Origin of the sequence: Streptomyces sp. HPF1205, assembly GCF_020400825.1 — a bacterium.
Classification (GTDB): Bacteria; Actinomycetota; Actinomycetes; order Streptomycetales; family Streptomycetaceae; genus Actinacidiphila.
Genome location: NZ_JAINVH010000004.1, coordinates 187568 through 199302, shown reverse-complemented (window position 1 = coordinate 199302; position 11735 = coordinate 187568). Strand labels below are relative to the sequence as shown.

General features: G+C 73.9%; 15 protein-coding genes and 1 tRNA gene. 7 read left to right on the top strand and 9 right to left on the bottom strand.

The annotated features are described in order from the left end of the window. Window positions 1–10 precede the first annotated feature (10 nt). Window positions 11–748 carry an ABATE domain-containing protein gene (locus tag K7G61_RS06815; protein ID WP_225845745.1) on the bottom strand — a complete coding sequence of 246 codons (738 nt, stop codon included), beginning with the start codon at window positions 746–748 and terminating at the stop codon, window positions 11–13. 43 nt (window positions 749–791) lie between these two features. Further along, window positions 792–1727: a ketopantoate reductase family protein gene (locus K7G61_RS06810; RefSeq protein ID WP_225845744.1), complete on the bottom strand. Its 936-nt coding sequence runs from the start codon at window positions 1725–1727 to the stop codon at window positions 792–794. A gap of 170 nt (window positions 1728–1897) precedes the next feature. Between K7G61_RS06810 and K7G61_RS06805 the strand changes: the two genes are divergently transcribed. Then, the gene (locus K7G61_RS06805; protein WP_225845743.1) at window positions 1898–2293 is read left to right on the top strand and encodes a molybdopterin-binding protein; all 396 of its coding nucleotides are present in this window, start codon (window positions 1898–1900) and stop codon (window positions 2291–2293) included. 42 nt (window positions 2294–2335) lie between these two features. On the opposite strand, the gene K7G61_RS06800 is transcribed toward K7G61_RS06805, so the two are convergent. The 3 genes from K7G61_RS06800 to K7G61_RS06790 are packed head-to-tail and all read right to left on the bottom strand — an operon-like array spanning window position 2336 to window position 3992. Next, a complete protein-coding gene (locus K7G61_RS06800) occupies window positions 2336–2665 on the bottom strand; it encodes a DUF6510 family protein (protein ID WP_225845742.1) in 330 nt (109 codons plus the stop codon). A 2-nt stretch (window positions 2666–2667) separates the two neighbouring features. Further along, window positions 2668–3423, bottom strand: coding sequence for a ferredoxin reductase (locus K7G61_RS06795; protein ID WP_225845741.1), 756 nt, complete (start codon window positions 3421–3423; stop codon window positions 2668–2670). Then, window positions 3393–3992, bottom strand: a complete 600-nt coding sequence (locus K7G61_RS06790; protein ID WP_225845740.1) for a molybdopterin-dependent oxidoreductase — start codon at window positions 3990–3992, stop codon at window positions 3393–3395. The genes K7G61_RS06795 and K7G61_RS06790 overlap by 31 nt, the downstream gene beginning before the upstream one ends. Window positions 3993–4304: 312 nt before the next feature. On the opposite strand from K7G61_RS06790, the gene K7G61_RS06785 reads away from it, so the two are divergent. The 3 genes from K7G61_RS06785 (at window position 4305) to K7G61_RS06775 (ending at window position 7403) form a co-directional block, all read left to right on the top strand. Further along, window positions 4305–6623 carry an FUSC family protein gene (locus K7G61_RS06785; protein WP_225845739.1) on the top strand — a complete coding sequence of 773 codons (2319 nt, stop codon included), beginning with the start codon at window positions 4305–4307 and terminating at the stop codon, window positions 6621–6623. A gap of 104 nt (window positions 6624–6727) precedes the next feature. Continuing rightward, on the top strand, window positions 6728–7006 hold the full coding sequence (locus tag K7G61_RS06780) for a type II toxin-antitoxin system Phd/YefM family antitoxin (RefSeq protein WP_225845738.1): 279 nt from the start codon (window positions 6728–6730) through the stop codon (window positions 7004–7006). A gap of 16 nt (window positions 7007–7022) precedes the next feature. Next, on the top strand, window positions 7023–7403 hold the full coding sequence (locus K7G61_RS06775) for a type II toxin-antitoxin system VapC family toxin (protein ID WP_374204079.1): 381 nt from the start codon (window positions 7023–7025) through the stop codon (window positions 7401–7403). 47 nt (window positions 7404–7450) lie between these two features. On the opposite strand, the gene K7G61_RS06770 is transcribed toward K7G61_RS06775, so the two are convergent. The 3 genes from K7G61_RS06770 to K7G61_RS06760 all read right to left on the bottom strand — a co-directional run bounded on the left by K7G61_RS06770 (window position 7451) and on the right by K7G61_RS06760 (window position 8561). Further along, window positions 7451–7891, bottom strand: a complete 441-nt coding sequence (locus tag K7G61_RS06770; protein WP_374204071.1) for a DUF2752 domain-containing protein — start codon at window positions 7889–7891, stop codon at window positions 7451–7453. Further along, window positions 7884–8336: a TM2 domain-containing protein gene (locus tag K7G61_RS06765; protein ID WP_225845736.1), complete on the bottom strand. Its 453-nt coding sequence runs from the start codon at window positions 8334–8336 to the stop codon at window positions 7884–7886. Before K7G61_RS06765 ends, K7G61_RS06770 begins: the two co-directional genes overlap by 8 nt. 137 nt (window positions 8337–8473) lie before the next feature. Beyond that, window positions 8474–8561: transfer RNA gene (locus tag K7G61_RS06760), tRNA-Leu, on the bottom strand. A 239-nt stretch (window positions 8562–8800) separates the two neighbouring features. On the opposite strand from K7G61_RS06760, the gene K7G61_RS06755 reads away from it, so the two are divergent. Both K7G61_RS06755 and K7G61_RS06750 read left to right on the top strand, forming a co-directional pair. Further along, entirely contained in the window at window positions 8801–10138 is a 1338-nt protein-coding gene (locus K7G61_RS06755; protein WP_225845735.1) for a M20/M25/M40 family metallo-hydrolase, read from the top strand. 222 nt (window positions 10139–10360) lie between these two features. Next, the gene (locus tag K7G61_RS06750; RefSeq protein ID WP_225845734.1) at window positions 10361–10594 is read left to right on the top strand and encodes a chaplin; all 234 of its coding nucleotides are present in this window, start codon (window positions 10361–10363) and stop codon (window positions 10592–10594) included. A gap of 161 nt (window positions 10595–10755) precedes the next feature. On the opposite strand, the gene K7G61_RS06745 is transcribed toward K7G61_RS06750, so the two are convergent. Next, complete coding sequence (locus K7G61_RS06745; protein WP_225845733.1) at window positions 10756–10944, bottom strand: DUF5703 family protein; 189 nt, start codon at window positions 10942–10944, stop codon at window positions 10756–10758. Between the two features lie 47 nt (window positions 10945–10991). Here K7G61_RS06745 and K7G61_RS06740 point away from each other — a divergent pair, with 47 nt between their 5' ends. After that, window positions 10992–11597, top strand: coding sequence for a hypothetical protein (locus tag K7G61_RS06740; protein ID WP_225845732.1), 606 nt, complete (start codon window positions 10992–10994; stop codon window positions 11595–11597). Window positions 11598–11735 lie beyond the last annotated feature (138 nt).

The following is an 11735-nucleotide window of genomic DNA, read 5'->3' as shown; positions in this document are numbered from 1 at the left end:
CAGCCGCGAATCACTCGGGGGCGGTCGCCCGGGCCCCGGAATCGGCGTCGGGCACGGGGCCGGGGACGGCATCGGGGACGGCGTCGGGGACTCGGCCCGGACCGGCCACGGCGTCGGGGACGCGGCCCGGACCGGGGGCGCGGTGCCGGTCCCGGTCCCGGTCCCGGTGCTTGGCGGCCTTCGCGGTGTTGCCGCAGCGCCGCATGGAGCACCAGCGGCGGCGCCGGCCCGGGGTGGTGTCCAGGTACACCATCCCGCACGCCTCGAAGGCGCACTCGCGCAGCGCGGCGCGGCGCTCCGGGCTGCCCATGACCTCGATCAGGTCGCGGGCGACGAGCGAGAGCACCTGGCGTCCGGACAGCGCCTGCTCCTCGGCCCTCACCCCCTCCTCGCCCAACTCCAGCCGGGGGGCGGGCGGGGCGGTGTGCGCGCACTCGTTGACCAGCGCCACGGACGGCAGGGCGGGAACGGACCCGCGCAGGTGCGCGAGGACGATGTCGTAAGCCGCCTCGCGCAATGCCGTCAGCTCCGCGAGCAGGGCCTCGCCGACGGCCTCCCGCGCCGGCCGCAGCCCGGCACCCGCGCACCACTCCCGCAGCAGCGCGACGGTGCCCATCCGCTCCACCGGGGCGCCGCCGCGCCGCCCGAGCGTGGCCACCAGGTTCAGCGCGAGCCCGCCCGCGTCGAAGCGCAGGCTCCGCACGTGCGCGGTGACCCGGGTGCGGGGGAGCGGCGACGGGGCTTCCATGGCGGTCATGGTAACCGGTTCGGTGGTTACGAAGTGCGCCCGGTCACTCCGCCTGCCGCGGAGCGCCCATGACGTACGGGGAGAGGATCTCCGCGACGGCGTCGTTGCGCGGCGTGGGCACGCCCGACTCGCGGCCCAGGCGGCTGACGGCGCCGCTGAGCCAGGGCAGTTCGAGGCGGTTGCCGCGCAGGAGGTCGTTGTGCATGGACGAGGTCATGGCGGCGGGCAGGGTGTCGCAGAACGCGAGCCGCTCGTCGGCGAGGTCCGGGTCGAGCGCGACGCCCCTGGCCCGGCCGACCGCCGCCGCCTCCCTCATGACCCCGGCCAGCAGCGCCCGGGCGCCGGGCGCTGCGCGGACCACGCCGATCGGCTGCCGCACCGCCGACGTGGCGCCGGAAAGGCCGGTCAGGAAGACGAACTTCTCCCAGATCACCCGTTCGACGTCCGCGCTGACCTCGGCCTCGACGCCGGCCGCCAGGCAGCGCTCCAGCAGGTCGTCCGCCCGCGGCGAACCGGCCCGGCCGCCGTACTCCCCGAACACCAGCTTCTGCAGCGTGCCGTGGTGGACGACCACGCCGGGCTCCTCGATGGACGCGGAGATGTAGCTGACGCCGCCCATCACGCAGGCGGCGGGCAGGTGGGCCCGCAGCACCTCGTCCATCTGGACGCCGTTCTGGAACGAGACGACCGCCGCGCCCGCCTCCGCCAGCGGCCGCAGTTGCCGCGCCACCTCCTCGGTGTCCCACAGTTTGACCGCGACCATCACCAGGTCGGCGTCCTTGACGTCGGCCAGGCTCGGCACGGCCGCCTCCCCCGGCACCCGCAGGTCCCCGAGCGGGCTGCGCACGGTCAGCCCGCGGGCCTTGACGGCCTCCAGATGCCGCCCCCTGGCCACGAACGTGACCTCCTCGCCCGCGGCCGCCAGCCTGGCACCGAAGTACCCCCCGACCCCGCCCGCACCGACCACGACGATCCGCATGACGATCCCTTCCTGCCGTCCAGGGCTTCGAGTAACCGGTTGAACGGTTACTTCTGCCGTAGCTTACGGGGTGCGGTCCGCCGCGAGGACCAAGAGGTACGAGCAGGTACGAGCAGGCGCGGGCCGTCACCCGCCGCCTCGGGCGGGCAGGCGGCGCCTATCGTGGGCGCATGCAGTCGTACACGATCGGGCAGGCCGCCCGGCTGCTCGGCGTCAGCCCGGACACCGCGCGGCGGTGGGCGGACGCCGGGCGGGTGGCCACGCACCGCGACGAGGCGGGGCGGCGGCTCGTCGACGGGCGCGACCTGGCCGCCTTCTCGGTGGAACTGGCGCAGCAGGGCGAGGGCGAGGCGGAGACGCCGAGGACCACAGTCCGCAACGCCTTCCCCGGGATCGTGACCGCGATCAAGCTCGGCGACGTCGCCGCGCAGGTCGAGATCCAGGCGGGTCCGCACCGGCTGGTGTCGCTGGTGACCCGGGAGGCCGTCGAGGAACTCGGCCTGGAGGTCGGCGCCGAGGCCGTGGCGCGGGTGAAGTCCACCAACGTGCACATCGACCGGGCCTGAGCGGAACCGGCTGAGGCGGCCGCGGCCGGCCCCGCGGCCGCCTCAGCCGTCGCCGAGCGGGAAGGCCAGCGAGACGGTGCCGCGCAGGTCCAGGTACGCCGTCGCCGGGGTGCGCACCAGCCGCAGGATCACCTGCTCGCACTCCGGGCAGCGGCCGACGTAGCCCGGCGCGCGCGTGTAGACGCGCAGCCGCGCCAGCGGCCAGGCACTGCCGCAGCCGGTGCAGCGTCCCCGCGCGGTCGTCGGCTCCGCCGCGAAGATCTCGCGGAGCGCCCCGGCCAGCGCGTTCCCGTCCTCGTACTGGCCGGTGTACGCGTCCTGGCCGTCGTACGTGTCGGCGGGCGCGGCCGGCCGTACCGGTTGGTCGGTCATCATCATCCTCCGCTGGGGCCGAAGCGTTCGGTGCGAATGCGGTCCTGGGCGTGGCCGAGCGCCACCAAGAGGTCGGCGGCGGTCTCGACGAAGCCGGTGGGCCCGCACACGTAGACCGCCGGCTCGAAGTCGGGCGGCCAGCCGTCGCGGCCGAGGTCGGCCGCGGTGATCCGCCCGGCCGGCCGCCGCCACGCCGACGGGGTCGCGCGGGTGTAGAGGTAGGCGGTGTCCAGGCCCGGGTCGCCGCGGTCCAGTTCGGCCCCGTAGAGCCGGTCCTCCGGCGTGCGCAGGGAGTACAGCAGGCGGAAGGGCGTACGGCTGCCGGCCGCGCGGCGCGCGCGGACCATCGCCATCAGCGGCACCACCCCGGAACCGCCGCCCACCAGCAGCACCGGATCCTTCTGCTCCGGCCGCCACACGAACCAGCCGCCGACCGGCCCGCGCAGCTCCACCAGGTCGCCGACCGCCAGGTCGTGCGCGAGATACGGCGACACCTCGCCGTCCTCGACCCGCTGCACGGTCAGCTCCACCCGGTCGCCGTCCGGCGCCGAGGCGAGCGAGTAGCTGCGCTGCGTGCTGTAGCCGTCCTCCGCGGTGAGCCGCACGTCCACGTGCTGTCCCGCCAGGTGGCCCGGCCAGCCGTCCACCTCGAAGACCAGCGTGTACGCGAGCGCCGACTCCGGCCGACGCTCGATCAGCCGGGCCGCCCGCCAGCGCAGCCGGTCGCCTAGTCGCCCTGATACCGCTGCTCGCGCCATGGGTCACCGTAGTCGTGGTAGCCGACGCTCTCCCAGAACCCCGGCTCGTCCTCCAGGAGCAGCTGCATGCCGCGCACCCACTTCGCGGACTTCCACAGGTACAGGTGCGGCACCAGCAGCCGGGCCGGTCCGCCGTGCTCGGGCGGGAGGTCCTCGCCCTCGTACCGGTACACGATCCACGCCCGGCCGTCCAGCAGGTCCTCAAGCGGCAGGTTGGTCGTGTAGCCGCCGTAGGACTCGACGAGCGCGAAGTCCGCGGTCGTCTCCACGTCCTCCAGCAGCGCGTCCATCGGCACACCCTCCCAGGAGGTGCCGAACTTGGACCACTTGGTGACGCAGTGCAGGTCCACCGTCGGCCGCTCGCTGCCCAGCGCCGTCAGGCGCGTCCAGTCCCAGGTGTGCCGGGTCCCGGTCTCGGTGCGGATGGTGAACTCCCACCGGTCCTTGTCGATCCTCGGGGTGGGGCCCGCGCTGAGCACGGGGAAGTCGGTCGTCTCGTACTGGCCCGGCGGGAGCTGGTGCCGCTCGTCCCGGGGCCGGCCGCGGAATCCGCGGGAAATGATGGCCATGTGGTGCCGCCGTCGCTCGATCGGTTGCGCTCGCTCCTCATTCTGCGCCCGGGGGGCGGGCCACGCATCGGGAAGGGCGCTCCTGTTTCCCGGCACGCGGGTGAGGTCATCGAGGCGGCGGGCCCGCGTGCCCGCGTCCTCCGGTGGGACGGAGTTGCCGCGGCAGGGCAGCGTGCCCGCGGCCCCGGGGCCGAGTCGGGCCGAGTGGGGCGAGTGGGTCGAGACGAGCGGAGCCGGGGCGAGGGCCGGGCGGTTGCCGCGAGTATTTGCCGGGGGTATCCCCGGCGTGCGCGGGGCGCGATACTCGGTCGCATGCACAAGCCGGCACACATGTTCACGCTCGCGCAGCTCAGGAAGCGCGACCCCGGGCTGGCCGCGACACGCAGGGCGGGGCGCAGCGCGATCGTGATGCCGGCGCTGTTCGCGCTGTGCGGCAAGGTGATCGGCTCACCGGTCATGGCGACGTTCGCGGCCTTCGGCGCGTTCTCCATGCTGCTGCTCGTCGACTTCACCGGGCCGGTGGCGCAGAAGCTGCGCGCGCACGCCGGGCTGTCCGTGGCCTGGGCCGCGCTCATCTGCGCCGGCACCGCGGTGTCCGGGGTGACGTGGCTGAGCGTCGCGTCCATGGTCGTCGTCGGCTTCCTGGTCCTGTTCTCCGGAATCGTCAGTTCCGTGCTGGCGGGATCGACCACCGCCCTGCTTCTCGCGTTCATCCTGCCGGCGTCGCTGCCCGCCTCGCTGTCCACGCTGCCCGACCGGCTGGCAGGCGCCGGACTGGCCGCCGGCGCCTCCATGATCGCCGTCGTGGTCCTGTGGCCGAGGCCCGCCGCCGACCCGCTGAGCGCGCCCGCCGCCGAGGTGTGCCGGGCGGTGGCCGCGCGGCTGCGGACCGACGCGGCGCACGCGCTCGGCGGCCCGGACGCGCCCGGCACGGACGCGTGCCTGCGCGGCGCCGCCGACGCACGGGAGGCGTCCGACCGGCTGCGCCGCGCCTTCGACGCCACCCCGTACCGGCCCACCGGGCTGTCCACCGGCGCCCGCGCCCTGGTCCGGCTGGTCGACGAACTCACCTGGCTCAGCGCGATCGCCGCCCTCACCGGTCCGCCGCCGGAGACGCACCAGGGGCCGGAGCCGACCGCGGGGCCGCTGACGGTGAAGGCCGCCGCGGCAGCCGCTCTGGACCAGGCCGCCGACCTGCTGGAGAACCCGCGCGGGGAAACCGGCGGCCTCAAGGTCGCCGTCGAGGGCTTGCGCAAGGCACTGGACGCCATGGAGGACGAGGCCACCGCCCGCCTGCCGGTGTACCGGCCCGCGACCGGCGACGACAGCGAGGATCGCGAGGTCGGCGAGTTCCTCAGCTCCCTCGACGTGTCCTTCCGCGCCCAGGAACTGAGCTTCGCGGTCATGCAGATCGCGGCCAACGTCGACCTGTTCGCCGCCGCCGAGCGCCGCGGCTGGCTCGACCGGCTGCTCGGCCGCGAGCCCGGCGGGCTGGCCGGCCCGCTGGCGTCCGCCAGGGAACGCGCCGCCGCCCACCTCGAACCGCACTCGGTGTGGCTGCACAACAGCGTCCGCGGCGCGGCCGGCCTGGGCCTGGCGGTGCTCATCGCGGACCTCACCAGCGTCCAGCACTCCTTCTGGGTGGTCCTGGGCACCTTGTCGGTGCTGCGCTCCAACGCCCTGAACACCGGGCAGAACGCGGTACGCGCCCTGGCCGGTACGGTCGTCGGCTCCGTCGTCGGCGGCGCGCTGCTGCAGCTCATCGGCCACAACGACACCGTGCTGTGGTTCCTGCTGCCGCTCGCCGTCCTGGTGGCGGGCATCGCCCCGGCCGCGATCTCCTTCGCCGCCGGGCAGGCGGCCTTCACCGTCACCCTGGTGATCCTGTTCAACATCGGCCAGGCCGCCGGGTGGCGGGTGGGGCTGCTGCGGGTCGAGGACATCGCGCTGGGCGTCGCGGTCAGCGTGGTCGTCGGCCTGTTCTTCTGGCCACGCGGGGCCGCTGCCGCCGTGGGAAAGGCGATGGCCGAGGCGTACGCGGACAGCGCCGACTACCTGGCCGGCGCGGTCGACTACGCGGTGGGCTGCTGCACGGCGGGCCCCGACCCGGCCGCCGTACCCCGCGAAGAGGGCCGGCAGGCCGCCGCGGCGGCACGTCGCCTCGACGACGCCTTCCGCAACTACCTGTCGGAGCGCGGTCCCAAACCGGTCCCGCTCGCCGAGATGTCCACCCTGGTCACCGGGGTCGTGGGCCTGCGGCTCGCGGGCGACGCCGTCCTGGGCCTGTGGCAGCGCGCCGGGGACGACCACAGCGACCGCGAACGCGCCGCCGCACGCGCCGAACTGCTGGCCTCCGCCGGCACCGTCACGCGCTGGTACCACCGGCTCGCCGCGGGCCTGGACGGCGTCGGCCCCGTACCCGCTGCGCTGCCCCACGATCTGGCGGCGGACGGACGCCTGGTCGAGGCCGTGCGCCGCGACCTGCGCGACGAGCACGGCCAGGCCACCGCGACCGCCGTCCGCATCATCTGGACCGGCGACCACATCGACGCGGCCCGCCGCCTGCAGGCCGTCCTCGGCCCGGCCGCGCACGCCGCCACGGCCCGCCCCGCCGAGGAGGCGGAGGGATAGCCCGAGGGGTGGCCCGAGCAGCGGTCCTGCCCGGAGCGGTCGGGGCGGCTCCGGCGAAGCGAAGTCGTGTAGCCCGATGAGACACGCCGGGCTACACTCGATCCATGAAGACCATCACGCAGCGGGAGTTCCGCAACAACTCCGCGGCTGTCATGGACGCGGTCGAGGCGGGCGACACGTATCACATCACCCGGAACGGGGTGGAGGTCGCCGAGCTGCGGCCCCTGCGGCGCAGGCGCCGGCTGAGCGCGGAGGAACTCGTCGCGCGCCATCGCGGCCTGCCGCGCGTCGACCACGAGGCCATGCGCCGCGAGGCGGACGAGTTGTTCGGCGGCGAGGAGCGGGTGGGCGACGACGACCCGTGGGAGCGCCGCCGTGGCTGACCGCTACCCGTCCGGCGTGCTCGACACCTGTACCTACATCGACCTGGACCTGCTCGACCCCGGGCGGTTGCCCGCCGTTCCGGAGCTGACCGCGATCACTCTCGCCGAACTGCAGCAAGGGGTGGCCGCGGCCAAGGACCCGGCGGTCAGGGCGGCGCGGATGGAGAAGCTGGGGGCGGCCGTGGCCGACTTCGATCCCCTGTCCTTCGACGGCGACGCCGCGGCCCGGTACGGCACGCTGGTCGCCCTCACCCTGGCGGCCGGCCGCCTGCCGAAACCCCGCCGGCTCGACCTCATGATCGCTGCCATCGCGTCGGTGCACGGCCTGCCGTTGTTCACGCGCAACCCGGACGACTTCAAGGGCCTGGACAGCGCGGTGACCGTCGTCGCCGTCTGACGACGCCGACGCCGGGCGCTCTCATCACCCGCCGGGCGCCGGGCCGTTCACCGCAGGTTCCTGACCACCGTCCACACCACCGCGACGCCCATCAGGGCGTACTGCGCCCGGGGGCCCAGCACCGGGCGCCAGCGGCGGCCGCGCAGGCCCTCGTACAGCCAGCGGGCGCACATCCACACGGCGGCCGGGGAGACGACGAGCATCAGGGCGTTCTCGTGGAAGGCCCGTACCACGTCGCCGTGCAGCAGGTCGTAGGCGAGGCGGGTGCCGCCGCAGGCCGGGCAGAGCAGGCCGGTCACCCAGTTGAACGGGCAGCGCGGCAGCCAGTGGCCGCCCTGGTGGGGGTCGGTGCCGTAGAGGTACCAGGACGCGGCTGCCGCGGCCGCGAGGGTGGCCAGCGGCGCGGCGGCAGGATGCCGCAGCGGGCCGCCGGGCCGGCCCGCCCGGACGGGCGAGCCGGCCGCGGCGTGGCGCAGCCCGTCAGCCACGCAGAACCCTGCCCTGCGCGTCCGTCTGGTCCTTGCCGGCCAGCAGCATGATCCCGTCGATCAGCGCCCAGATGCCGCAGCCGCCGCAGGTGAACAACTGGCCCAGCGCCATGCCGGTGTGCCCGGTGTAGAAGCGCCCGACGCCGAAGCCGCCCAGCAGGAGCTGCAGCACGCCCGCGGTGACCTTCGACTTCTCGGAGTACGGCCGGCCGTACGGGTCGTAGCCGTAGGGCGCGTTGGGATCGCCGGTGTACGAACCGGGAGGCGGGGGCGGGTAGGCGCCGCCCTGCTGCGGGTAGCCGTACCCGGCCTGCCCGGCCTGCTGCGGGTACCCGTACGCGGGCTGCTCGCCTTGCGGATAGCCGTAACCCGGCTGCTGACCGCCCTGGCCGTAAGGGTTCTGCGGCTGCTGCGGATTGTGGGCGTACGGGTTCTGGTCGGACATCGTCCCCCCTGAATTGGCCTGTTCTTGACGCGGCACATCCTTGCAGTTCCCACCGGCCGCCGTCGCCCCATGACGGCACCACGGGTGCCCGGAACCGGGGAAAACGCAGAAAACCCCTGGCGACCAGGGGTTTTCGCTGGTGTCCGAGGGGGGACTTGAACCCCCACGCCCGATAAAGGGCACTAGCACCTCAAGCTAGCGCGTCTGCCATTCCGCCACCCGGACCGGGTGTGCCGCCAGGCCTCCGGGCCGTGACGACGAGGTAAACCATAGCAAAGATCCGGGCAGGTGGATCACGGTCCCGGGCCGGGGAGCCTTGGGGGAGGCGGGGGTCGCGGGAGAGGATGGGGACGGCGTCCACCGCCCGCGCGAACCCACCCGGGTCCCCGCGCGGCCGCGGGTGCGCAGGACAGGCCGGGCCGCCCCGTCGGGGCGGGTCGGCGAGCGGCGAGGGAGGAGACGGCGTGGGCGAGTCGAGGAGCGGGTCACAGGCGGCGCGGGCCGTGGCGGGCGAGGACGAGGTCGTCGAGCTGTGCAGCGAGCTGATCCGCATCGACACCAGCAATTACGGCGACCACTCCGGGCCGGGGGAGCGGGCCGCGGCCGAGTACGTGGCCGAGAAGCTGGCCGAGGTGGGGCTCGAACCGCGGATCCTCGAATCGCACCAGGGCCGGGCGTCCACCGTCGCCCGGATAGAGGGCGAGGACCGGTCGCGCCCCGCGCTGCTGATCCACGGCCACCTCGACGTCGTCCCCGCCAACGCGGACGACTGGCGGGTGCACCCCTTCTCCGGCGAGATCGCCGAGGACTGCGTGTGGGGCCGCGGCGCGGTCGACATGAAGGACATGGACGCCATGACGCTGGCGGTGGTGCGCGACCGGCTGCGCGCCGGGCGCAGGCCGCCGCGGGACGTCGTGCTGGCGTTCCTGGCCGACGAGGAGGCCGGCGGCACCTTCGGCGCGCGCCACCTGGTCGACAACCACCCCGACCTGTTCGAGGGCGTCACGGAGGCGATCGGCGAGGTCGGCGGCTTCTCGTTCACCGTGAACGAGAACCTGCGGCTGTACCTGATCGAGACCGCCGAGAAGGGCATGCACTGGATGCGGCTCACCGTGGACGGCACCGCCGGCCACGGCTCGATGACCAACAAGGACAACGCGATCACCGAACTGTGCGAGGCCGTCGGCCGGCTGGGCAGGCACGAGTTCCCGGTGCGGGTCACCAAGTCGGTGCGCGGCTTCCTGGACGAGCTGTCCGACGCCTTCGGGGTGGAGCTGGACCCCGAGGACATGGAGACGGCCCTCGCCCGGCTCGGCGGCGTCGCCCGGATGATCGGCACCACCCTGCGCAACACCGCCGCCCCGACGATGCTCGGCGCCGGCTACAAGGTCAACGTCATCCCCGGCCAGGCCACCGCCCACGTCGACGGCCGGTTCCTGCCCGGGTACGAGGAGGAGTTCCTCGCCGACCTCGACCGCGTCCTCGGCCCGCGGGTCAGGCGGGAGACGCTGCACAGCGACAAGGCCCTGGAGACCGACTTCGACGGCTCGCTGGTGGAGGCCATGCAGTCGGCGCTGAAGGCCGAGGACCCGATCGCCCGCGCGGTCCCGTACATGCTCTCCGGCGGCACCGACGCCAAGTCGTTCACCGACCTGGGCATCCGGTGCTTCGGCTTCGCGCCGCTGCGGCTGCGGCCCGAGCTGGACTTCGCCGGGATGTTCCACGGCGTGGACGAGCGGGTGCCGGTGGACGGCCTGAAGTTCGGGGTGCGGGTCCTGGACCGGTTCCTCGACGACTGCTGACCCGCGGGCGGGCGGGTGGCCCGGCGCCCGCCCGCCGTACGCCCGTGCGACCCGGCGGGTCGAACAGCGACGGCCCGCTCGACCGTACGTGCCCGTACCGGCGGCCGCGCTCGCCGGTACGGGTGAACGGACCGGTGCTTTCGTAGCTCTATTCCTCCATCGTCGTTACGACACATGTGATCCACGGCTGGGGATCACATCGTGTCCCATGAGGAGGAAGTCATGATCAAGAAGATTGCCGCCGTCGCGGTCGCCACCGGCGGTCTGGTGCTCGCGGGTGCGGGACTGGCCACCGCCGACTCCGGCGCGCAGGGTGCCGCCGTGCACTCCCCGGGTGTGGCGTCGGGCAACGTCGTGCAGATCCCGGTGCACGTGCCCGTCAACGTGTGCGGGAACACCGTCTCCGTGATCGGCCTGCTGAACCCCGCCTTCGGGAACGGGTGCTTCAACGGCTGACGACGGCTGACGAGGCTGATGACGGTCGACGACGGCTGATGACGGTCGGCGACGGCCGGTGACATCGGTGCGGGGTGTCCCGCCCCCGGTCCGCCTCCTGGCGGGCGGTGGCGTGGCACCCCGTCGTCACGCTCGCGGGACCCCACGGCAGGTGACGTGCGTCACCATGTGGCGCGCAGTTGGCGGATGATCCGGCGCCGCAGGCGCACCCGGCGGCTGCCGTCCGGGTAGAGCCGGACCCGGTCCAGCTCCCAGTGGCGGTACTCGGCCTCGTCCGTCAGCAACCGTGCCGCCTCCTTGCGGGAGACCCCGCGCGGCACGTACATCTCTCTGAATTCGTATTCCGGCATCGCATCTATTGTGCGGGCAACGCCCCGGTGCGGATAGCGTCTGCATCATGTCTGATGACGTGCAGCCCACGGCGGCCGATGTACGAGCCGCGGTAGAGGCGGTCAAGGCCGCCCTCGACCGTCACCTCGACGCGATCGAGAACCGTACCGGCGAGGACGACCCCGCCGTCTACGCGGCGTTCGAGGCCCTGGCCTCGGCCGCCGAGACCTATGACGAGTTGCTGTACGACACCTACGACGAGGTGACTCCGTTCGAGGTGCCCGCACCGGACACCGCACCGGAGTACGCCGGACCCGAGGAGCCCGAGGCGATCACCGTGCTGATCCGCCGCGACTACACCCTCGTCTCCCCCGAGCGGCTGTTCGCGCAGGCCAGAAGGTCGAGCGACGGCGACCCCACGGCGAGCGCGACCGTCAACGCGGCGCTCGGCGCGGTCTTCGGGGAGTACGAGCCGGACGAGATCGCCCAGCGGCACAAGGAGTTCGGCCTGGAGGAGGGCGACTCCACGCTGTGGGTCGCGGCGGCCGAACCGGCCGAAGCGGGGGAGTGGCTCGACGCCCCCTTCGAGCAGGCCGACACACAGCAGGTGATCTGCCGGTTCGACGTGAGCTCCGTGTTCGACGACGAACTGGGCGTGCTCGACCCGGACTAGACGCGCTGGACCGATCCGGACCGGACTTGACCGGACCGAAGTGGAGCGATCCGGACCGGACCGGGCCGCCGGGCCGGTGCGGACGCTCCACGGGGGACGAGTGGCCCGTGGACCGTCCGCACCTGGCCTCGGGAGAAC

What these genes read in the sequence shown, in the direction of transcription:
- K7G61_RS06805 (WP_225845743.1), top strand. Translation starts at nt 1,898, where the DNA reads ATGCAGTCGTACACGATCGGGCAGGCCGCCCGGCTGCTCGGCGTCAGC.
- K7G61_RS06765 (WP_225845736.1), bottom strand. Translation starts at nt 8,336, where the DNA reads ATGTCCGACCAGAACCCGTACGCCCACAATCCGCAGCAGCCGCAGAAC.
- K7G61_RS06740 (WP_225845732.1), top strand. Translation starts at nt 10,992, where the DNA reads ATGTCTGATGACGTGCAGCCCACGGCGGCCGATGTACGAGCCGCGGTA.
- K7G61_RS06800 (WP_225845742.1), bottom strand. Translation starts at nt 2,665, where the DNA reads ATGACCGACCAACCGGTACGGCCGGCCGCGCCCGCCGACACGTACGAC.
- K7G61_RS06745 (WP_225845733.1), bottom strand. Translation starts at nt 10,944, where the DNA reads ATGCCGGAATACGAATTCAGAGAGATGTACGTGCCGCGCGGGGTCTCC.
- K7G61_RS06785 (WP_225845739.1), top strand. Translation starts at nt 4,305, where the DNA reads ATGCACAAGCCGGCACACATGTTCACGCTCGCGCAGCTCAGGAAGCGC.
- K7G61_RS06795 (WP_225845741.1), bottom strand. Translation starts at nt 3,423, where the DNA reads ATGGCGCGAGCAGCGGTATCAGGGCGACTAGGCGACCGGCTGCGCTGG.
- K7G61_RS06750 (WP_225845734.1), top strand. Translation starts at nt 10,361, where the DNA reads ATGATCAAGAAGATTGCCGCCGTCGCGGTCGCCACCGGCGGTCTGGTG.
- K7G61_RS06810 (WP_225845744.1), bottom strand. Translation starts at nt 1,727, where the DNA reads ATGCGGATCGTCGTGGTCGGTGCGGGCGGGGTCGGGGGGTACTTCGGT.
- K7G61_RS06790 (WP_225845740.1), bottom strand. Translation starts at nt 3,992, where the DNA reads ATGGCCATCATTTCCCGCGGATTCCGCGGCCGGCCCCGGGACGAGCGG.
- K7G61_RS06815 (WP_225845745.1), bottom strand. Translation starts at nt 748, where the DNA reads ATGGAAGCCCCGTCGCCGCTCCCCCGCACCCGGGTCACCGCGCACGTG.
- K7G61_RS06780 (WP_225845738.1), top strand. Translation starts at nt 6,728, where the DNA reads ATGAAGACCATCACGCAGCGGGAGTTCCGCAACAACTCCGCGGCTGTC.